This is a genomic window from Roseobacter sp. N2S (assembly GCF_031454055.1).
GTDB lineage: Bacteria > Pseudomonadota > Alphaproteobacteria > Rhodobacterales > Rhodobacteraceae > Amylibacter.
In genome coordinates, this window is record NZ_JAVDQB010000001.1 from 611,782 (window position 1) to 632,461 (window position 20,680).

Below are 20,680 nucleotides of genomic sequence, written 5' to 3' on the forward strand. Positions count from 1 at the left end.
TTTGGGGGGGTCTTACGAGGAAAAGCACAGCGGCAAAGAATGCCGCACCTGTAGTTTGACGACCTGCCCGTTTGTTCTGCGATCTGGCAGGCGGTCAACTAATACCCTGTAGCATTCCCGTCTGCGCACAGCGCGTTTCTTGGTGCGCACGATACGCACTGTCAGTTCTTGTCGGGGTTTCAGTTTGGCCACTGGGGGGCTGACAACCACATCGCGGGTTGGTTTCAATTTGTTGGGGTCCTGTCCCTCTCTCCACGACATAACGCGCATTTGAAGCACGGCAGCGCCGCCGCCATCGGCCTTAACCGTCAAGCTGGTTTGTGAAGCACCAGTGGGCACTTCCAGTTTGGTGGGCGAGACCGCAAGCGACTGTGCGGCAACGATATTCGGCAAGAAAAGAAGCAATATCCCTGCAAGACTGTGTAAAATCAGTTTCATCTTTGGCCTGCTTTTTGAACCGGTTGGCCCGGTTCTAATAGTTTAAGGTAACCGTAATTGTGTCTGTATAAGCCCCGAGAGAATAAGAGCCGCTTGGGATCTGGCCGTATACGCTGAATTGTTGGGGCACGGCGGCTACCACATCAAAATCTGCGCCAAACTGGCCGTCGATCGCGACGGCAGTGACATGGCCTGAATCAGAATGGATGTTATAGGGGAGATAGGCCGAAACGCCGTCATACATGCGCCGTTGTCCGCTGGAAGCATTGGCACTGCCACCCATATCAAGGGAAAGTCCGGTTTTGACTGTGGTGCAGGACACTGTGATCACACCTGCGACGGTTTCGTCCGTAGTGGTAGAACTGTCGATGGTCCCGAAGGCAAGGCCCGGAGTTGCTGCGATGATGCAGGTATCTGCCACTGCGGCAGTTACCGTTAGAACAGCTGTTGTTGTGGCTGTAAGCCCCGGTGAGGCGCAGAGTACGAAGAGTAGACTGGCGGTGCTTAGTCTTTTGAAATTCGGTTTCATATGTTTTCCTTTACCGTCTAATCCTGATGCCATTGAGTTAACAAAAGGTTATTATTCGGTTAAATAAGGTGTCTATTGCCCCGCCTCGTTTAAGGAGTGGTTGGGAATTGATTTCGCGATTCGGGAAGAGACGGCTAAGGACGGCTGGTAGGATTTATGAAGTTAATAAATATATAAGTTATTGAAATATATTGAAAATAATGTGATTCCACAGCGATTTCTAAAGCGGTGATCCCTTTGTCTGAAAAGTAAAAAATCTTTTCCTAGGGCAGTAGAAAATAATAATCTGTAAACTTGAGTATATTCGCTGGGCGCGGGCGGCAACCATCACCTTGCAGAACTCATCGGCGCGATGCTCCGTTCTGAGTTGAAGTGCGCAAAAAATCCGCAATTTTTGAGTAATTAGTAATTATTCCCAAATTGGCGGAAGTCTTGTTGCGCAGGCTGTCGTTCCAAAGTGTTTAATGCGGGGAGACAGTTCACAAAATCAAAAAGGCCTGACAATCGCTTGTCAGACCTTTTGAATTTTGGTGAGCCCTGATGGGTTCGAACCATCGACCTACTGATTAAAAGTCAGTTGCTCTACCAACTGAGCTAAGGGCCCTCACTGTGGGGGCGTATTAAGGGGGCTGGGGGGTGTGGTCAAGGGAGAAAATTCGAAATAATGACACGTCTGGAATGATCGGGCCGAAAGGGCTATATGGCGGGTATGAATATGATGGACTCACAGACAAACGGGTTGCCGTTTTTAAAGATGCACGGGTTGGGCAATGATTTCGTCGTTCTCGATGCGCGTAAGACGGAATCACCCATGACAGCAGACATGGCGCGGGCTATCGGGCACCGCTATTTCGGCGTGGGATTCGATCAGTTGGTGGTTTTAACGACCAGCGACGGGGCGGATGTGGATATCGAGTTCTGGAATACGGATGGGTCCACCGCGGGCGCCTGCGGCAATGCAACGCGCTGCGTGGCGCGGTTGATCATGGATGAAACCGGCAAATCCGAACTGACCCTGCGCACGGAGCGGGGGCTTTTGTCTGCTGTTGAGGCGGGCAATGGGCTGGTCAGCGTTAATATGGGTATGCCGCAGCTGGATTGGCAGGATGTGCCGCTGGCCCATGCGGTTGACCTGAACGCCCTGCCAATTGACGGCGCACCTGGTGCGGCTGGCATGGGCAACCCCCATTGCGTGTTTGTGGTGGAGGACGTGGAATCGCTGGATCTGCCGAAACTGGGGCCGATCTATGAACATCACGCGCTGTTTCCTGAACGCACCAATGTGGAATTCATTCAAATACTGGATCGCAACACCATTCGCATGCGTGTGTGGGAGCGGGGCGGTTTGTTAACGCTGGCCTGTGGATCAGGGGCCTGTGCCTCTGCGGTTGTGGCCCATCGCAAGGGTCTGACAGAGCGCAAGGTGACGATCCATCTGGATGGCGGCGATCTGGGGATAGACTGGCGCGACGATGGGGTTTGGATGACAGGACCGACGCAGCTGGTGTTTTCCGGTATGTTGTCCCGTGATTTTCTGGATACAATAAAATGACCACCCCCCCAGTTTTTGCCACTTTCGGCTGTCGGTTGAACACTTATGAAACCGAGGCGATGAAAGAACTGACGGCCGCTGGCGGTTTGGAAAACGCAGTTGTGGTAAACACCTGCGCTGTAACCGCCGAAGCCGTGCGCCAGTCCAAGCAATCCATCCGCAAGCTGCGTCGCGAACACCCCGATGCGCGGATCATCGTAACAGGCTGCGCCGCGCAAACCGAACCCGCCACCTATTCCGCCATGGCCGAGGTTGATCTGGTTCTGGGCAATACCGAAAAAATGCAGGCGGAAACCTGGCAAAAGCTGGGGAAAGGTGCTGATTTCATCGGTGAAACCGAAGGTGTGCTGGTGGATGACATTATGTCCGTCAAACAGACCGCTGGCCATCTGATTGACGGATTCGGTACCCGCAGCCGCGCCTATGTTCAGGTGCAAAACGGTTGTGACCACCGCTGTACTTTTTGCATTATCCCCTATGGTCGCGGCAATTCCCGCTCGGTTCCTGCAGGAGTGGTGGTGGAACAGATCAAACGTCTGGTAGCTACGGGATATAACGAGGTGGTTTTGACGGGCGTTGATATCACCAGTTGGGGCGATGACCTGCCGGGGAACCCTCCGCTGGGGGATTTGGTGCAGCGCATCCTGAAACTTGTGCCTGACCTGCCGCGCTTGCGGATATCCAGCATTGATTCGGTCGAGGCCGATGGTGCTTTGGTCGATGCCATTGCCGATGAACGCCGCTTGATGCCCCATTTGCATCTGTCTTTGCAGGCGGGCGACAATATGATCCTGAAACGGATGAAACGCCGCCACTTGCGCGACGATGCCATCGCGTTTTGTCAGGATATGCGCAAGGCCCGCCCTGATATTGTGTATGGCGCGGATATTATCGCAGGTTTCCCCACCGAAACCGAAGAGATGTTCGAAAACTCGCTAAAGCTGGTCGAAGACTGCGGCCTGACGTGGCTGCATGTATTTCCGTTTTCGCCCCGCCAAGGCACCCCCGCCGCGCGGATGCCGCAGCTGGAAAAATCTGTGATCAAAGCGCGGGCCAAACGGTTGCGCGCAGCAGGTGTGCTGCGGGTGGACAGCCATCTGGCGGCGCAGCTGGGCAAGCAACATTCCGTGTTGATGGAAAACCCCCGTATGGGCCGCACCGAAGGTTTTACCGAGGTGATGTTTGCATCGGATCAACCCGAGGGCCAGATTGTTTCGACCCTGATCAGCGGCATTGACGGATCAAAACTGACCGCTGCGTAATTATGGTTAGGGCGTGCCTGCCATAGGGGTGCGTTCGCCAAGGGCATACCGGGCCACATCCACCACATCAAAGGCCAAAGACACCAGCAAGGTGGCGACGATCATGAACAGGATGCGCCATGGCCATTTTGTAACCTCTGGGCGGCGCATCTGGGCGATCAGATAAACCACCAGCGGCCCCCAAAGAATAATATGGGGTAGTCCCAGCAGTTTGACGTATCCAAGTTTGGTATACATCCAGTTGATGCTTATTCCCGCAATGATCCCAGCGGCCAACGTCAGCAGCGCGGCCACGCGGGTGGGGCGCCAGATCAACAGTGCCAGTGGCAGAATAAAAGCGCCAAACAACAGGCAGTTCAGCCACAATCCAACCCATGTGGGTTGCAGGGCAATAGCTTCGGCAAAACTCATGGCTTTGGTCCTTTCGCAGGTTGCCCAACTATAAGGCGGCTTGACGATCCGGCAAGCCCGCTATTTGTTGGGCAAAACCCGATGACATCCCCGATGCTGAACAGGAGTACTTTGTGCCGCCGATTTTTTATTCCTTCCGACGCTGCCCCTATGCCATGCGCGCACGCTTGGCGGTGGCGTCCAGCGGTCTGAACACCGAACTGCGTGAAATTGTTTTGCGGGACAAAGCGCCTGAATTCCTTGCGGCCTCGCCCAAGGGCACGGTGCCTGTGATGGTGGTGGACGGGGAAGTGATTGAAGAAAGCCTCGACGTGATGCGCTGGGCCTTGGGGCAAAACGACCCCGAAGGTTTATGCTATGCGGGGGAAGAGGCGGTGGATTTGGTGAAACGTTGCGAGACCGATTTCAAAGGTCATCTGGACCGCTTCAAATACGCCGTCCGTTATGAAGATGTGGACCCTGAACAGGAACGGGTGCTGGCGTCTGTCTTTTTGCGGGAGCTGGAGGGGCGGCTTGTGGATCAGGCCTATCTGTTCGGGGATCGCATCGGCTTTGGTGACATCGGCATCGCGCCTTTCGTGCGTCAGTTTGCCAATACGGATCGTGCGTGGTTTGACAGGCAAGACTGGCCAAACCTGATCCGCTGGCTCGATGATTTTGTGACCAGCCCGCGTTTCCTGTCGATCATGACGAAATACCCGAAATGGCAGCAGGGCGACGGGGTGACAGTTTTCCCGCCGCAGCCCTAGGCCTAACCACTTTAAAGGACTGTTCCAATGCATCCCAACCCAGTTTACCGCAAAGCGGAGCATGCGCAAAATTTGACCTTTGCACGGGCGCGGGGCTTTGGTGTTTTGGCTGTGAATGCGGACCAAGGTCCGCTGATCAGCCATATTCCGTTCCAATTGTCCGAAGATGGCACAGCACTTGAGGGCCATCTGGTGCGCTCTAACCCGATTCTGCGGGTATTGGGGGATGACGGCCCACAGCAAGCGGTGATCGCCGTCAGCGGGGCAGACAGCTATGTTTCGCCCGATTGGTACGGGGTGGTCGATCAGGTGCCCACTTGGAACTATGTAGCGGTGCATCTGCGCGGCACATTGCGGGTCTTACCCCAAGACGCGCTGGGCGGTGTGTTGGAACGTCTGTCAGAGGCGATGGAAACGCAACTGCTGCCCAAACCGCCTTGGACCATGGATAAGATGGGCGAGGGGGTTGCGCAAAAGATGATGCGGATGATTGTGCCGATTGCCTTGGATGTGGCCGAGGTGACGGGCACGTGGAAGTTAAGCCAGAACAAACCCGATGCTGTGCGGTTGGGCGCGGCAGACGGCGTGGCCGCGCACGGGATCGGCCAGGAATTGTCTACGCTTAGCCAATGGATGCGCGAACCACCCTGTTAACGCAGCTATTGTCACAAAGCACGAACAGCTTTGGTTGACGCCAGCCCAGAGGTGCGCAAGGTTCGATTTGCGCCGCAGGCACTGCGGCCGCGTGCGTTATCAAAACGCGGGTGGAAATCGGCGTGGCGGCTCAACAGTGGGGCTGCGCGCCCAAGGAAAGTTGTATGACATGAAATTGCATTGGGCCCCGGCAAGTCCTTTTGCGCGCAAATGTGTGGTTTGCGCGGCAGAGGCAGGTGTGGAACTGGAACTGTTTTTACGGGGCGGCACGCCGATTCTGACGGCGAACATGCCGTTGGAACAAAATCCGCTGGGTAAGATCCCTGCGCTGGAACGGGCAGACGGGCCTGCGATCTATGACAGCCGCGTTATCACGCGCTATCTGGACAGTATGGGCAACGGCGGCCTGTACCCTGACGCGCGGATTTGGGAAGTTCTGACCCTAGAGGCCACGGCCGACGGGATCATGGATGCCGCCATTATGATGGTCTACGAGGGTCGCGTGCGTCCCGAAGCGATCCAATACCCTGATTGGGTCGAAGCCCAATGGGCCAAGATCACCCGTTCTCTCGACGCGCTAGAGGCCCGTTGGATGAGCCATCTGTCAGGGCCGTTGGATGCGGCGCAGATCGCCGTGGGCTGTGCGCTGGCCTATCTGGATTTCCGCCTTGGCGCGCGGAACTGGCGCGAAGGCCATGCCGTACTGGCCGCATGGGAAGCTGAATTTGCCAAGCGTGAAACCATGGTTGCCAGCATGCCGAAAGACGCCTGATCCTGTATTCAGGGGCAGACACGGCCCCCGAAAGAAAGACGGCAACACAACAAAAAAGGGCGGGGAAATCCCCGCCCTTTTTCTGTCGATTTGGTGCCGATCAGGCTGTTTTGTCTTTACGTTTGATCGGAGCCCAGAGTTTCTTATTTGTCAGGTACAGCAGGAAGGCCAGCAACCCGAGGAAGAACAGAGACACAAAACCAAGCCATTTACGGGCCATCATTTTGGGTTCCGCTGCCCACATCAGGAAGGCTGCAACGTCTTCACCCATGTGGTGAATGTCGTTTTGGTGACCATCTGCATATTCTACACGACCGTCTTCCAGTGGCGGTGCCATTGAAATCCAGCCGCCCGGAAAGGCGCTGTTGGCATAAAGGGTCACGCCAGCTTGGGTTTTTTCTTCGCCGGTGTAGCCGTTCAGGATCGCCACGATGTATTCAGGACCGCCGATGCCGTACAGCAGTTGGTTGATCCCCAGACCGGATGGTCCGTGGAAGCCGGCGCGGGCTTTGGCCATCAGGCTAAGGTCCGGTGCGCCAACAGCAGTGTTTGCGGGGAACTTGTCAGATGGTTTCGCCGGACGGGTGTCGTCCAGTTCTGCATCATACACATCGTAGTTCGCCGCATAGGCTTTGACCTGATCTTCTGAATAATCCGGTCCACCTTCGTCCCCCAAGGTGCGGAAGGCAACCTGACGCAGACCGTGACAGGCGGCACACACTTCGGTGTAGACCTGTAGGCCCCGTTGCAACTGGTTCTGATCGAACGACCCGAATGGTCCGTCAAACGAGAACGGGATGTTCTCGATGTGGCCACCTTCGCCGCCAGCGGCAAATGCTGCGCCGCTGGACAGGCCAAATGCGACAGCGATGGAAAGAAGTATCTTTTTCATTTTGTCTCTCCTTAGCTCTCTTATTCGGCCGCAGACGCTTTGGCGTCTTTTGGCGGGTAATGGGCATCGAAATCGGCTTCGATGGTTTCAGGTTGTGGCAGTGGTTTTTCCAGAACGCCCAGCAATGGCAGAATGATCAGGAAATACGCGAACCAGTAGATGGCACCGATCAGCGAGATCAGCGGTACCAATCCTTCGGCAGGCTGCGAACCGCACCACATCAGGATCATGAAATCCAGACCCAAAATCCAGAACCACCATTTGAACGACGGGCGATAGCGGCCGGACCGAACGCTTGATGTGTCTGTCCAGGGCACAATCGCCATTACTGCGATAGAGCCGAACATGGCCAACACGCCGAGGAATTTCGCATCCAGGAACCAGATGTCAAAGGTGATCGCCCGCAGGATCGCATAGAACGGCAGGTAGTACCATTCGGGTACGATGTGCGCAGGTGTGGAAAGCGGGTTTGCCTCGATGTAGTTGTCAGGGTGGCCAAGGTAGTTTGGCATAAATCCGACAACCGCCATAAAGATCGCAAGGATCAGAACCAGCGCGAACATGTCCTTGATCACAAAGTAGGGCCAGAACGGAACGGTGTCCTTTTCAGCGTCTGCTTTGGATGTGCGGCGCACTTCAACACCTGTGGGGTTGTTGTTGCCTGTTGTGTGGAACGCCCAGATGTGGACGATAACCAGACCGGCAATCACAAACGGCAGCAGGTAGTGCAGCGAGAAGAACCGGTTGAGCGTGGCGTTGTCTACAGCAGGCCCGCCTAGCAACCAGGTTTGCAGGATCTCACCAATGCCCGGGATCGCGCCGAACAGACCGGTGATCACTGTGGCACCCCAGAAGGACATTTGACCCCAAGGCAGAACATAACCCAGGAAACCAGTCGCCATCATCAGCAGATAGATCAACATACCGATGATCCATGTGATTTCACGAGGCGCTTTGTAAGAACCGTAGTACAGGCCACGGAAGATGTGGGCATAAACAGCAATAAAGAACAGGGACGCGCCGTTTGCGTGCATATAACGCAGCGCCCAGCCACCGTTCACATCGCGCATGATGTGTTCAACACTGTCAAACGCCATGTCAACGTGCGGGGTATAATGCATCACCAGAACGATACCGGTGACAATTTGCAACGCCAGACAGAATGTCAGGATAATGCCCCAGATCCACATCCAGTTCAGGTTCTTTGGAGTGGGAAGCATAAGTGTGTCATACAGCAAGCCAACAACAGGCAGGCGTGAATGAAGCCATTTTTCGATGCCGGTCTTCGGCTCGTAATGATCGTGTGGAATTCCAGCCATGATCTTTTCTCCTTAACCGAGCTTCAGCGTGGTGCCGTCAAGAACGGCGATTGGCACAGGCAGGTTTTCTGGTGCTGGACCTTTGCGAATACGGCCAGCCGTATCGTAGTGGGACCCGTGACACGGGCAGAACCAGCCGCCAAAGTCACCCGCGTCGCCCAAAGGCACACAGCCAAGGTGCGTACACACACCCATCATCACCAGCCATTCGCCGTCTTCATCCAGCGTGCGGTTCTGGTCTTCGGCGTCCAGGCCGGGCTTGTTGGCGTTGCGATCGCTTGTATCGCGCAACTCATCCATGGAGACGGCCCGACCGGCTTCGATCTCTTCGGGGGTCCGTCGGCGGATAAAGACCGGTTTACCGCGCCATTTGACGGTAATCTGTGTACCGGGTTGAACATCGGCTATATCTACCTCGATAGATGCCAACGCTTGTACGTCGGCGCTTGGGTTCATTTGATTGATCAACGGCCAAACCGCGGCACCGGCGGTTACCGCGCCTGTTGTTGCCGTTGCAACATACAGAAAATCGCGGCGAGTGCCTGCGGGTTCATCAGCATGAGACACGTGCTTTTCTCCTTGCCAGGCCCGACTGTCCGGCGGGCTTGTTAACTGGGTCTGTCCAAAAGGGATTCCAGACAGTCTTGGCGGGTATTACACATAGGTTTAGTCTTCGTCTAGCGGACTTTAGGCCGCAGACTGCGACTTATGGGCTGTGTGTTGGCTCAGGCAACATTTTTTTCGCAGTGTTGCAGGGATCGTACGCTTTGGGGGGAAAGATATCCCAGAAGGACCGCGCAGGCGTTCTGGCGCGCGCGATTTTACGCGACGAGTCGAAGGGGCAGCAGACCGGATTCGGTCAGGAATGTGCGGGCCTAACGGATGTCAGGCCCGCAAGCGGCGTGCCTTTACAGGCAGGCGTTGAACAAAGCAGTTACATTTTCTTTGGTCAGGGTGACAGGATTGCCACCACAGCTTGGGTCTTGCAGCGCCGAGGCCACAAGCGCGTCGATGTCCGGGTCTTTTACTCCCAGTTCCGTCAGATTGGCTGGAATCCCCAGATAGGCGTTCAATTCACCCACATAGGCATAAAATCCGTCAAACCCGCCTTCGATACCCAGATAGGCAGCGGCATGGGCCAGACGCTCTTCGACTACGGGGCGGTTTAACAGCAACACCTGTTGCATAACCACCGCATTGGTTGTGCCGTGGTGGGTGTGATGCACTGCGCCGATCGGGTGGGACATGGCGTGAATCGCGCCAAGGCCTTTTTGAAAGGCTGTCGCCCCCATGGCCGCCGCAGACATCATATGGGCGCGGGCCTCGATGTTGGAGCCGTCTTTATAGGCGATGGGCAGGTTCTCTTTGACCAGCCGCATGCCTTCCAGCGCCATGCCTTGGGACATGGGGTGGTAATGGGGCGAACAAAATGCCTCTAGGCAGTGTGCAAAAGCATCCATGCCAGTGCCTGCGGTGATCATCGGCGGCATGCCCACGGTCAGCTCGGGATCGCAAATTACCACTGTTGGCAGGAATTTAGGATGGAAGATGATCTTTTTCTCGTGGGTCACGCTGTTGGTGATCACGGAAGCACGGCCCACTTCGGAGCCGGTGCCAGCGGTTGTCGGCACAGCCACAATCGGCGCGATGGCATCTGCGTCGGCGCGGGTCCACCAATCGCCAATGTCTTCAAAATCCCAGAGCGGACGGGTTTGACCGGCCATAAACGCCACCAGCTTGCCCAGATCCAGCCCCGAGCCGCCACCAAAGGCGATCACACCGTCATGGCCCCCGTCGCGGTACATTTTGATACCTGCTTCGGCGTTGATTTCGGTCGGGTTCGGGTCCACATCGGCGAACATGGCACGGCCCAGACCAGCGGCTTCCAGCAGATCAAGCGTGGATTGGGTGATGGGCAGGTAGGACAGGCCCTTGTCGGTCACCAACAAGGGCTTTTTGATACCGGCAACAGCGCAGGCATCGGCGATTTCAGCGATTCGGCCAGCGCCGAAACGGATAGCGGTCGGATAGGACCAATTTGCAGTCAGAGACATTGGCTCAGGCCTTTTTCAGATGGTAGGATTTTGGTCGGGTCAGGTTGTGGTAGCCGATCACAGACAAGCCACCGCCGCGCCCAGTATCTTTGCAGCCCGTCCAGCACAAGCCGGGATCGAGGTAATCTGCGCGGTTCATGAACACGGTGCCGGTTTCGATCTGATCCGCAATGGATTCAGCGCGTGCTGTGTCCTGAGTCCACAGGGATGCGGTCAGGCCAAAGCTGCTGTCATTCATCAGGGCAATTGCTTCGGCGTCGTCCTTGACCGACATGATGCCGACCACGGGGCCAAAGCTTTCGTCCTGCATGACGCGCATGTCATGGGTCACATTGGTCAGGATTTGCGGCATCAGATAGGCGCCACCGTCCTGTGGGAAGTCTGCGGGGTCGATGTGCGCCTTCGCACCGGCGGCAATGGCTTCGGCGGTTTGGGCACGGACTTCATCCGCGAACCGCACATGGGCCATGGGCCCAAGGGTGGTTTCAGAGTCTAGCGGATTGCCCAGCTTGTAGCCCTTCACAATCGCTACGGCTTTTTCAACAAAGGCGTCGAACAGGGACTCGTGTACGTAAATCCGTTCAATGCCACAGCAGCACTGGCCCGAATTGAACATCGCACCGTCAATCAGCGTATCAATGGCAGCGTCCAGATTGGCGTCTTCCATCACATAGCCCGGGTCTTTGCCGCCCAGTTCCAGACCGATGCCCGTAAACGTGCCCGCCGCCGCCTGTTCCATCGCCTTGCCGCCGCCCACTGAACCCGTGAAATTCACAAAGCCAAAGGCGCGATCCGCGATTAGATCAGACGTGGTTTGGTGATCCAGAAACACGTTCTGGAATACATCCGCTGGGATGCCAACGGAATGGAAAGCCTTCGCCATACGTTCGCCCACCAGCGGGGTTTGGGAGGCGTGTTTCAGCATCACCGCATTGCCTGCGATCAGGGCAGGGGCCACGGTGTTGATTGCGGTCATGTAGGGGTAGTTCCACGGCGCAACCACCAGAACCAACCCGTGGGGCACCCGTTTGATCACGCGGCGGAAGGCGTCGGAATCTTCCACTTCGATCGGGGCGAGTGCTTCTTGGGCAATGCTGGCCATATAGCTGGCCCGCTCGTTAAACCCGCCGAATTCACCGCCATAGCGTACCGGACGACCCATTTGCCACGCGATTTCGGGAACGATTTCATCGTTCATCGCGCCCACAGCGGCAACGCCTGCTTCCACCAGTGCGATACGGTCTGCCAAGGGGCGTGCGGCCCATTCTGCCTGTGCGGATTTCGCCCGTTGCACTGCTGAGTCCGCTTCGGCGCGGGTCAGGGTTTCCCGTTCGGCATAGACCGACCCGTCAATCGGTGAGATACATTTGATAGTCATGGATTAAGCCCTTTCAAAGCCGCGTGCGATTTCCCAATCGGTTACAACACGGTCGAATTCTTCTTGTTCCCATTCCGCAGCGCGGGTGTAGTGATCGACAACATCGTCCCCCATTACCTCGCGCAGGAAGGTTGATTTGCGCAGCAGCTCTGTGGCGTCGCGCAGGGTTTGAGGGATGTCGGCGGCCTTGGCGTCTTCATAGACATCGCCTTTTGTGGGGGCGGCCAGTTCCATTTTATCTTCAATCCCTTTGATGCCAGCGGCCAGCATGGCGGCCTGTGCCAGATAGGGGTTCAGGTCGGACCCGCCGATGCGACATTCCACGCGGATGCCTTTGGTGCCGTCGCCGCACAGACGGAAGCCTGCGGTGCGGTTGTCGACGGACCAGACGGTTTTGGTCGGCGCGAAAGTGCCTTTGGCAAAACGTTTATAGCTGTTCACATAAGGCGCAAGGAAATAGGTGTAATCCGGCGCATAGGCGATCAGACCGGCCATATAATGGCCCATCATTTCTGACATGCCCAGATCTTTGTCCTTGTCAAAGAAGGCCGCTTCGCCGTCTTTCCACAGGGATTGATGCACGTGCGAAGAAGACCCCACACGGTCCTTATGCCATTTAGGCAGGAAAGTCGCGGCATGGCCGTTCTGCCATGCAATTTCCTTGATCGCGTGTTTGGCGATGGAGTGGTAATCGGCACAATCAAGGGCTGGAGAATAGCGGATGTTCAGCTCTTCTTGTCCTGCCTCGGCCTCGCCTTTGGAATTTTCAATGGGCAGGCCCGCCGCGAACAGATGGTTGCGGATCGGGCGCATGATGCCCTCTTCCTTGGTGGTCTGGAAGATGTGGTAATCTTCGTTATAGCCGCTGATCGGTTTGAGGGTGCGGAACCCGTCCTTGCGCAGCTCGTCCAGCGTGTTTTCGAACAGAAAGAATTCCAGCTCGGTCGCCATCATCGCATCAAAGCCCAGCTCTTTCAGGCGGGCGATTTGTTTTTTCAGCATTGCACGGGGGGAATGGGATACAGGAGCGCCGTGGTGATCCAGAATATCGCAAAGCACCATTGCGGTGCCCTCCAGCCAAGGCACATGGCGGATGGTGTCCAGATCGGGCTTCATCACGTAATCGCCGTACCCGCTTTGCCAACTGGTAGAGGCATAACCCTCGGGTGTGGCCATTTCCAGATCGGTGGCCAACAGGTAGTTGCAGCAGTGGGTTTCCTTGTAGGAATTTTCCACAAAATTGACTGCGTGGAATCGCTTGCCCATCAGGCGGCCTTGCATATCCACAAAACAGACAAGAACGGTATCAACGGTTCCGTCTGATACGCGGGATTTGAGGTCATCAAAACTTAGGGTCGCAGGCATGGTGTTTCCACTTTCAAATGGGACCGAGGGCGGCAGGACGCCGCCCTCGAAAGAAGATTTGGCTCAGGATCAGGTGTAGCGGTAGGGGCGGCCCGCTTTAACCATGTCGGCGTTGTATTTCTTGATGATATCCACAACGCGGCGTTTGGTATCGGATTCGGCTGCGATCTCTTCCCAGAAATCCTGTGCCGCGGCTTCAACCGTTGCCCATTCCGCGTCCGGAATTGAGGTCAATTCCATTTTCGGACCGTTGACACGCAGGTCTGCTTCGCCACCCCAGTACCACCACTGACGATAGTAGTGGGATTGGTCACAACATACACGGAACAAGGCTTGCAGGTCTTCTGGCAGTTCGTTCCAGCGATCCATATTGGCAAAGAACGACCCCGCCCAAGCGCCTGAAATGTTGTTGGTCAGGAAGTAGTTGGTCACATCAGCCCAGCCTACTGTGTAATCCTCGGTGATGCCCGACCATGCGATCCCGTCGAGTTCGCCTGTCTGAACAGCAACTTCGATATCTTCCCATGGCAGGTTCACTGGAACCACGCCGAACTGGGACATAAAGCGGCCCGCTGTCGGGAAGGTGAAGATGCGCTTGCCTTTGAGGTCTTCAAGACTGCGGATCGGGTCTTTGGTGGCAAAGTGGCACGGATCCCAAGCGCCTGCGGAAATGTGCTTCACGCCGACTTTGGAATATTCTTCGTCCCAGATTTCGTTCAGGCCATATTGGTTGAACAATACAGGCACATCCAGCGAGTAGCGGCTGGCAAACGGAAAGTAGCCACCAAACACGGTCACTTCGGTCGGGGAGGCCATAGAGTCATCATCGGATTGCACCGCGTCGATGGTGCCGCGCTGCATGGCTTGGAACAACTCGCCTGTTGGGACCAATTGGTCTGCAAAGAACAGTTCGATCTGCATGCGGTCGCCTGCGATCTTGTTGAACATTTCAATGGCAGGCACGATCACATGCTCGGCCAATGCAGCACCGGCATAGGTCTGCATCCGCCATTTGATGGTGCTTTGCGCCAGTGCGGGCGATGCCAGAGCCGCCGCAGGTGCAACGGCGGCACCCTGAATAAATTTACGTCTTGTTGTCATGTTTTCTCTCCTTTTGGGTGGGTGAGGCCGTTTGGCACGGCTCTTTGGGTTAGTTGTAAACGAAATTTGGCAGCCATGTGGCAATTTGCGGGAATACCATCACCAGCACCAAAGCCAGAATCATCACCAGAACAAACGGGGTGATCGACGCGTAAATATCACGGATCGAGATTTCAGGCGGGGCCATGGCGCGCATCAGGAACAGGTTATAGCCAAAGGGCGGCGTCATATAGGCGATCTGCGTGGTGATCGTGTACAAGATTCCGTACCAGATCAGATCAAAGCCCAACTCGCCCACCAGCGGCACGTACAGCGGTGCAACGATGACCAGCATGGCTGTGTCATCCAGAAACGTCCCCATCAGGATAAAGCTAAGCTGCATCAGGATCAGGATCATCCACGGGCTGAGGTTCAGTTTCTCGGTAAAGACGCTTTCAATGGCTTTGACCGCGCCCAGACCGTCAAACACGGCGCCAAAGGCGAGGGCGGCAAGGATGATCCACATGAACATACAAGTGATGCCAAGGGTATTGCGGACCGAGTTTTCAAAAACTTCGCGGGTCATGCGCCCCTTTAGAACAGCCGCCGCAAATGCTGCCAGCGCGCCAATGGCTGAACTTTCCACCAGTGATGTCCAGCCGTTCACAAACGGCACCATCATCACCGCAAAAATCCCGATGGGCAGCACACCGGCCCAAAGCAGTTTCAGCTTTTCATCGCGGGGCATATCCCGTTCGGATTGATCCAGAATAGGCCCCAAAGCAGGGTTCATTCGACAACGGATCACGATATAGGCGATGAACATCCCCGCCATCATCAGCCCCGGCACAACCCCCGCCAGCCACAACTGGCCCACAGGTTGCCGCGCGATCATGGCGTAAAGCACCAGCACCACCGAAGGGGGCACCAGAATCCCCAGCGATGATCCCGCTTGGATCACCCCCGTAACCATCCTTTTGTCATATCCCCGCTTTAACAATTCAGGCAGCGCAATGGTGGACCCGATGGCCATACCTGCCACTGACAGGCCGTTCATGGCGGAAATCAGCACCATCAGGCCAATGGTCCCGATGGCCAGCCCGCCGCGCAATCCGCCCATCCAGACGTGGAACATTCTGTACAGATCATCGGCGATTTTAGATTCCGACAGCACATAGCCCATGAAGATAAACATCGGTAACGTCAGCAGCGGATACCATTTCATCAGCTTCATACTGGCCGAAAACCCGATATCAAACCCGCCTTTGTCCCCCCACAGCAGCAAAGCCGCGACCACGGCGATAAAGCCGATGGCGCCAAACACCCGTTGGCCCGTCAACAGCATCAGCATCATGGATGAGAACATCAATGTGGCGATTAATTCATAGGACATCAGATTTCTTCGCCTCTTAGCCGCAGCACGTCTTTCAACAGCTCGGATACGCATTGCAGTAACATCAGGGTCAGTCCCAATATCATGATGGATTTGATCGGCCACAAATAAGGGCGCCAGGCCGAAGAGGATCGTTCCGCGCGGCCAACTTCCTCGGCCCCTGTGACAAGTCCACCCAAGAAGGAGAACGGCTCGCTCCCCCAATATCCGAGGGAATAGGCCGTAGAACTGACTGCGCCGTAGATCATCACGGCCAGATAAAAGATCAAAAACAGCACGGTGATCAGGTCGGTCCAAGCCTTGCGCCGCAATGACCATTCCCCATAGAGCAGATCCATCCGCACGTTTGATCCCAATTGGATCGAATACGGCCCGCCCAGAATATAATAGGCCACCATACAGAATTGCGCCATTTCCAGTGTCCACAGCGAGGGCAGGAAAAACGTTTTGCTGATCGAGGACCACAGCAAAATGCCCATCAGTGCAAAGATACCGTACATCATGACGCGGCCAATCCGGTAATTCACCGCATCTACCGCGCGAATATATCCGTAAGCCAACCCGTTCATGCCATCTGTCCCTTTTGATCCAGCTCCAGTACCGCCGCTTCCAGCCAGTCGCCGATAATGGCAGCAATATCGGCCTGTTGCCGTTCCGTTGCAATCAGATCGTTTCGGATTTCCAGCATCACATTGGCAAAGCCTTGGGCAATTGCATGCTCTTTTAAAGTGTGGGTGACACCGTCTTCGGGCCCGTAAGGCGCATTGCGCCGCACGTCCAAGGGGCTGCCATTGGCGGCGTTTAACATGGCATCGGCCAGTCGCGTATCATTGTCATGTAAAATCCCGATTTCCACGGGGCGGTGGGTGCCATGATAGATCGGGGTAAAGCTGTGCACGGTCACTAGGATCGGCTGGTGCGTCGCCTGCATGGTGTCCCGCACCGCCGCTAGAAACGGTTGGTAATAGCGCGCAGTGCGTTGATCCCGCGCGGCGGTATCTAGGGCTACATTGCCCGGCACGACGATAACCTCAGAGCGTTCGGGCATAGCGTCGGGCGCGCTGGGCGGGCGGTTGCAGTCATAAACCAGACGCGAAACCTGGCTTGCCACCAATTTTGCATCCAGCCGTTGTGCCAGAATTTCCGCCACAGCCAAAGCGCCCGGATCCCAAGCGGCATGGCTTAGGCGGTCAGCTTCTGCCAGACCCAGATGGTTCAAATCGTCGGGAATAAAAGACGAGGCATGTTCACAGACCAGCACCACAGCACTGCCACCATTCCCATTCAACACCCGCACCACAGTTGGATCGTCTTTGGCCGTCATAACAAATTTATCTTCCCTGTTTGTGCTAAACCTCTTGCGCAAAACGGATTCTGTCAACAGAATTGTGTAACGAAAAACAACAGAACGCGTTACGGTGTAATATTAGTCGTCAAAAAGGGTCAGCATGCCTGAAAGCCAGCCAACAATCTCGGATCGTATTCAACGAGAGTTCGACTCTCTGACACGGGCAGAGCGGCAGTTGGCCCATTCGATCCTTGAAAACTATCCCGCCTCTGGCTTGGGGCCGCTGGCCACTTTGGCTAAAGATGCAAATGTGTCTGCCCCGACGGTGGCGCGGATGGTGCATAAGCTGGGCTTCAAAGGCTATCCCGAATTCCAGACCGAACTGCGCGAGGAACTAAAGGCCAAGGCGAAAAGCCCCATCGCCAAACATGACACCTGGGCCGAGGGTGCGCCGTCAGGCCATGTGTTGAACCGTTTTACCGACGCGGTGATCGACAACATCCGCCACACGCTGGGCCAGATCGACCCCGATGATTTTGACGCCGCCTGCGGGTTAATCGCTGATCCAACCCGCGCGCTTTATATTGTGGGCGGTCGGATAACCCACACGATGGCGGAGTATCTGTTCCTGCACGCCCAAGTGATCCGCGCCGATGTCACCCACATCCAGTCCACATCCAACGCATGGCCCCATTACCTGCTGGACGTGAAACAGGGTGATGTCTTTGTCATCTTTGACAACCGCCGCTATGAAAACAACACGCTAAAACTGGCGGAGATGGCCCATGCCAAAGGGGCCAAAATTATCCTGTTCACCGATCAATGGCGTTCACCCGTGCATACATTGGCGGATATGTGTTTCAGCAGCCGGATCGTGGTGCCCTCGGCCTGGGATTCCGCCGCGACCACATTGTTGCTGATCGAAACGGTGATTGCCGCGATCCAAGACCGCAATTGGACCGAAACCAAAGATCGGATGGAACGGCTGGAAGACATGTTCGACCAAACCAAATTATTCCGCAAATTCACCTGATGAACCTGTTTAATCAAAGCGGGAAATAACGCCGATGGTACATTTCGTCCTCTTCCATTCGTCCCGATTTTCCCCTATCGCACAGGCATGAGACTTGCCGCCTATCAACCCGATATCGCCCCCAATCTGGGCGCCATGATCCGCTTGTCGGCCTGTTTCGGCGTGCCCTTGGACATTATCGAACCCTGCGGCTTTCCCCTGTCGATTAAGTCTCTGAAACGATCGGCGATGGATTATGCAGATATTGCGGATTTGACACGGCATGACAGCTGGACCAGCTTTGCCAGCGCACCCCGTTCGGGCCGCATTGTTTTAATGACCACACGGGCGGAGCAATCCCTGTGGGATTTCGAATTCCAGCAGGGTGACACCATCCTGATGGGCCGCGAAAGTGCGGGCGTCCCCCAAACGGTGCATGATTTTGTAGATGCGGGGGTAAAACTGCCTATGTTCGGTCAGGCGCGCAGTCTGAACGTGGCCATGAGCGCTGGCATGGCCGTCAGCGAGGCGTTACGCCAAACACACAAAGGATCAAAGCTATGATGTGGGTGTATCTGATACTGGCGATCGCCGCCGAAGTGGTGGGGACATTGTCGCTTAAAGCGTCGGATGGGTTAAGTAAGTGGTCTTATGTGGGGCTAACAGTGGTCAGCTATGCGGTTTCGTTTTATTTTCTGGCTATTGTGCTGCGCAGCTTCCCAGTGGGCCTTGCCTATGCGGTCTGGTCCGGTGCTGGTGTGGCCGTAGTCACAGTGGCAGGTGCGTTGCTGTTTGGCGACCGGATCGACACCGCAGGATTTATTGGTATCTCGATGATCGTTCTTGGCGTTCTGGTGATCAATATATTCTCAAATTCGGTCCCCCATTAGGCCGTAAATTAATTGGCCGAAACCGGCTCTCAAAGTGAATTGGAAGGAAAAGAAAATTACTATCGACTGGAGCAGTCTTATTCGTGAGTTTATCACGCTTTTTGTGTCTATCGACCCGGTTGGCACGATCCCTGTGTTCCTGTTTGCAGCGTCCCGCGTTCCGTCCAATCTGCACCGGTTGCTGGCGATCCGCGCTGTTGGTATCGCGGGACTGGTGCTGCTGGCGTTTCTGGCGGGCGGGCAGGTGTTGATGGAAAGCCTCGGCTTGCGTCTTGGCGCATTCGAAGTGGCCGGCGGAATCATTCTGTTCCTGTTCGCGCTGACAATGATCTTTGGCGAATCCAAATCCGAAGCCGAAATTGCAGCCTTCAAAGGTGACCCCCTTGCAGGCGCGGTCTTCCCGCTGGCCATGCCCTCTATTGCCTCGCCAGGCGCGATGCTGGCGGTGGTGGTGCTGACAGATAACCACAGCCAATCCGTTTCAGAACAGGCCATTACGGCGGGGATGCTGGTGGTCGTATTGGTGTTCACGCTTGTGTTGTTACTGGCTGCGTCATGGATCCACCGCTTTATCGGCAACACCGGGGCCAGTGTAATCAGCCGGGTGATGGGCATCATTCTTGCCACCATCGCCGTGGATGCGGTCGTCGGCGGGTTCGAAGGTTTAGGCCTGCTGAACGTCACTTCGTAGCCCGATCTTTTTTGGCGCGGCAGGGGGCATTCTGCCCCCAAACCCCCTGAGGATATTTGTCCCAAAAAGAGCCTTTTTGTTTTTCAAATATCCCCGCCGGAGGCCTGTTACATTTGCGCCAAACGCGGGACTTCGCTGTTTGGAACGGGCCTAGGCCCCTGCTTTGTACAACCGCGCAGCCTGAACCAATCCGTCGAACAGTTTTTGCTGGCTGGCATCTTGATGGGCCGAGACTTCGGGGTGCCATTGAACGCCGATGAAATAGGGGTGTTTTGGGTCTTCAAGGGCCTCGATGATGCCATCAGGGGCGGTTGCAACTACCCTTAGGTCTGCGGCAACGATGCGCACTGCTTGGTGGTGGCCGGAATAGGTTGCGACTTGGGTGGTTTCCATGACTTTTGCCAGTATGGAGCCGCTGTCTACAGCCACAGGCTGCACGGTCCAGCAGCCTTTATCATCGCGGTGGATGTCGGTGGCTTGAATGTCTGGGATATGTTGGTGCAGATCGCCACCAAGCCCCACGTTCAAAAGTTGCATGCCACGGCAAATGAACAGAGCAGGGATAGAGCCCTCGGCCCTGACCAACTGAAGCAGGGCCAGTTCGGTGGCATCCCGCTCGGCGGATGGCTGCAGCTGCTGCGGGTGGTTTACCTCTCCGTTGTAGTGCTGCGGGGCGATATCGGTGCCGCCGGTAAAGATAAACCCGTCCACAAGGTCCAACCAGTCTGCGATATTGGGTTCACCCGGGGCCAACTGCACAGGCAACCCTCCTGCACGGCGCACGGCATCGGTGTAAAACGCAGGACTGGAGTAATAGTCATCGTAGTGGAAATTATCCACGGCCACGTCCCTGCGCCCATAAGTTAAAATGCCGATTACGGGTCGCGTTTGTGTCATTGGGAAAGCGCCTTGGTTGTCGTGCTGGATCGCCGCCAAAGACCCCGCTATGCG

At 55.8% G+C, this 20,680-nt stretch carries 23 protein-coding genes and 1 tRNA gene; 9 read left to right on the forward strand and 15 right to left on the reverse strand.

What is annotated here, in order from left to right; genetic code table 11:
* Positions 1 to 12: 12 nt before the first annotated feature.
* From GGE09_RS02940 to GGE09_RS02950, 3 genes are all read right to left on the reverse strand, one after another.
* A complete protein-coding gene (locus GGE09_RS02940; RefSeq protein WP_309743708.1) occupies positions 13 to 438 on the reverse strand; it encodes a fimbria/pilus periplasmic chaperone in 426 nt (141 codons plus the stop codon).
* Between the two features lie 34 nt (positions 439 to 472).
* On the reverse strand, positions 473 to 967 hold the full coding sequence (locus GGE09_RS02945; RefSeq protein ID WP_309743710.1) for a spore coat U domain-containing protein: 495 nt from the start codon (positions 965 to 967) through the stop codon (positions 473 to 475).
* A 528-nt stretch (positions 968 to 1,495) separates the two neighbouring features.
* Positions 1,496 to 1,571, reverse strand: a tRNA-Lys gene (locus tag GGE09_RS02950).
* A gap of 111 nt (positions 1,572 to 1,682) precedes the next feature.
* Here GGE09_RS02950 and dapF point away from each other — a divergent pair.
* A complete protein-coding gene (dapF, locus tag GGE09_RS02955; RefSeq protein WP_309743712.1) occupies positions 1,683 to 2,519 on the forward strand; it encodes a diaminopimelate epimerase in 837 nt (278 codons plus the stop codon).
* Positions 2,516 to 3,781 carry a tRNA (N(6)-L-threonylcarbamoyladenosine(37)-C(2))-methylthiotransferase MtaB gene (gene mtaB / locus GGE09_RS02960; RefSeq protein WP_309743714.1) on the forward strand — a complete coding sequence of 422 codons (1,266 nt, stop codon included), beginning with the start codon at positions 2,516 to 2,518 and terminating at the stop codon, positions 3,779 to 3,781. Before dapF ends, mtaB begins: the two co-directional genes overlap by 4 nt.
* 6 nt (positions 3,782 to 3,787) lie before the next feature.
* On the opposite strand, the gene GGE09_RS02965 is transcribed toward mtaB, so the two are convergent.
* A complete protein-coding gene (locus tag GGE09_RS02965) occupies positions 3,788 to 4,192 on the reverse strand; it encodes a hypothetical protein (protein ID WP_309743716.1) in 405 nt (134 codons plus the stop codon).
* Between the two features lie 113 nt (positions 4,193 to 4,305).
* On the opposite strand from GGE09_RS02965, the gene GGE09_RS02970 reads away from it, so the two are divergent.
* From GGE09_RS02970 to GGE09_RS02980, 3 genes are all read left to right on the forward strand, one after another.
* Positions 4,306 to 4,941, forward strand: coding sequence for a glutathione S-transferase (locus GGE09_RS02970; protein WP_309743718.1), 636 nt, complete (start codon positions 4,306 to 4,308; stop codon positions 4,939 to 4,941).
* A gap of 27 nt (positions 4,942 to 4,968) precedes the next feature.
* The gene (locus GGE09_RS02975) at positions 4,969 to 5,595 is read left to right on the forward strand and encodes an FMN-binding negative transcriptional regulator (RefSeq protein WP_309743720.1); all 627 of its coding nucleotides are present in this window, start codon (positions 4,969 to 4,971) and stop codon (positions 5,593 to 5,595) included.
* Positions 5,596 to 5,764: 169 nt separating this feature from the next.
* The gene (locus GGE09_RS02980; RefSeq protein WP_309743722.1) at positions 5,765 to 6,367 is read left to right on the forward strand and encodes a glutathione S-transferase C-terminal domain-containing protein; all 603 of its coding nucleotides are present in this window, start codon (positions 5,765 to 5,767) and stop codon (positions 6,365 to 6,367) included.
* A 100-nt stretch (positions 6,368 to 6,467) separates the two neighbouring features.
* On the opposite strand, the gene GGE09_RS02985 is transcribed toward GGE09_RS02980, so the two are convergent.
* From GGE09_RS02985 to GGE09_RS03030, 10 genes are all read right to left on the reverse strand, one after another.
* Complete coding sequence (locus tag GGE09_RS02985; protein WP_309743724.1) at positions 6,468 to 7,259, reverse strand: cytochrome c1; 792 nt, start codon at positions 7,257 to 7,259, stop codon at positions 6,468 to 6,470.
* Between the two features lie 20 nt (positions 7,260 to 7,279).
* Positions 7,280 to 8,578 carry a cytochrome b N-terminal domain-containing protein gene (locus tag GGE09_RS02990; RefSeq protein ID WP_309743726.1) on the reverse strand — a complete coding sequence of 433 codons (1,299 nt, stop codon included), beginning with the start codon at positions 8,576 to 8,578 and terminating at the stop codon, positions 7,280 to 7,282.
* A gap of 12 nt (positions 8,579 to 8,590) precedes the next feature.
* The gene (gene petA, locus GGE09_RS02995) at positions 8,591 to 9,145 is read right to left on the reverse strand and encodes a ubiquinol-cytochrome c reductase iron-sulfur subunit (protein ID WP_309743728.1); all 555 of its coding nucleotides are present in this window, start codon (positions 9,143 to 9,145) and stop codon (positions 8,591 to 8,593) included.
* A 341-nt stretch (positions 9,146 to 9,486) separates the two neighbouring features.
* Positions 9,487 to 10,632: an iron-containing alcohol dehydrogenase gene (locus GGE09_RS03000; protein WP_309743729.1), complete on the reverse strand. Its 1,146-nt coding sequence runs from the start codon at positions 10,630 to 10,632 to the stop codon at positions 9,487 to 9,489.
* A 4-nt stretch (positions 10,633 to 10,636) separates the two neighbouring features.
* Complete coding sequence (locus GGE09_RS03005) at positions 10,637 to 12,010, reverse strand: aldehyde dehydrogenase family protein (RefSeq protein WP_309743731.1); 1,374 nt, start codon at positions 12,008 to 12,010, stop codon at positions 10,637 to 10,639.
* Positions 12,011 to 12,013: 3 nt separating this feature from the next.
* Positions 12,014 to 13,375, reverse strand: coding sequence for a glutamine synthetase family protein (locus tag GGE09_RS03010; RefSeq protein ID WP_309743733.1), 1,362 nt, complete (start codon positions 13,373 to 13,375; stop codon positions 12,014 to 12,016).
* Positions 13,376 to 13,444: 69 nt separating this feature from the next.
* Positions 13,445 to 14,476 (reverse strand): TRAP transporter substrate-binding protein, encoded by a 1,032-nt coding sequence (locus tag GGE09_RS03015; protein WP_309743735.1) that lies wholly within the window; start codon positions 14,474 to 14,476, stop codon positions 13,445 to 13,447.
* A gap of 49 nt (positions 14,477 to 14,525) precedes the next feature.
* Positions 14,526 to 15,848 carry a TRAP transporter large permease subunit gene (locus GGE09_RS03020; RefSeq protein ID WP_309743737.1) on the reverse strand — a complete coding sequence of 441 codons (1,323 nt, stop codon included), beginning with the start codon at positions 15,846 to 15,848 and terminating at the stop codon, positions 14,526 to 14,528.
* Positions 15,848 to 16,417, reverse strand: coding sequence for a TRAP transporter small permease subunit (locus tag GGE09_RS03025; RefSeq protein ID WP_309743739.1), 570 nt, complete (start codon positions 16,415 to 16,417; stop codon positions 15,848 to 15,850). Before GGE09_RS03025 ends, GGE09_RS03020 begins: the two co-directional genes overlap by 1 nt.
* On the reverse strand, positions 16,414 to 17,172 hold the full coding sequence (locus GGE09_RS03030) for an N-formylglutamate amidohydrolase (RefSeq protein WP_309743741.1): 759 nt from the start codon (positions 17,170 to 17,172) through the stop codon (positions 16,414 to 16,416). Before GGE09_RS03030 ends, GGE09_RS03025 begins: the two co-directional genes overlap by 4 nt.
* 124 nt (positions 17,173 to 17,296) lie before the next feature.
* On the opposite strand from GGE09_RS03030, the gene GGE09_RS03035 reads away from it, so the two are divergent.
* From GGE09_RS03035 to GGE09_RS03050, 4 genes are all read left to right on the forward strand, one after another.
* Positions 17,297 to 18,169: a MurR/RpiR family transcriptional regulator gene (locus GGE09_RS03035; RefSeq protein ID WP_309743743.1), complete on the forward strand. Its 873-nt coding sequence runs from the start codon at positions 17,297 to 17,299 to the stop codon at positions 18,167 to 18,169.
* 87 nt (positions 18,170 to 18,256) lie between these two features.
* On the forward strand, positions 18,257 to 18,712 hold the full coding sequence (locus tag GGE09_RS03040; protein ID WP_309743745.1) for a tRNA (cytidine(34)-2'-O)-methyltransferase: 456 nt from the start codon (positions 18,257 to 18,259) through the stop codon (positions 18,710 to 18,712).
* Entirely contained in the window at positions 18,709 to 19,038 is a 330-nt protein-coding gene (locus GGE09_RS03045) for a multidrug efflux SMR transporter (protein ID WP_309743747.1), read from the forward strand. The genes GGE09_RS03040 and GGE09_RS03045 overlap by 4 nt, the downstream gene beginning before the upstream one ends.
* Positions 19,039 to 19,072: 34 nt before the next feature.
* Positions 19,073 to 19,729, forward strand: coding sequence for a MarC family protein (locus GGE09_RS03050; RefSeq protein WP_309743749.1), 657 nt, complete (start codon positions 19,073 to 19,075; stop codon positions 19,727 to 19,729).
* Positions 19,730 to 19,879: 150 nt separating this feature from the next.
* Here the strand turns inward: GGE09_RS03050 and GGE09_RS03055 are convergent, their stop codons facing one another.
* The gene (locus tag GGE09_RS03055; protein ID WP_309743750.1) at positions 19,880 to 20,626 is read right to left on the reverse strand and encodes a gamma-glutamyl-gamma-aminobutyrate hydrolase family protein; all 747 of its coding nucleotides are present in this window, start codon (positions 20,624 to 20,626) and stop codon (positions 19,880 to 19,882) included.
* Between the last annotated feature and the right edge of the window lie 54 nt (positions 20,627 to 20,680).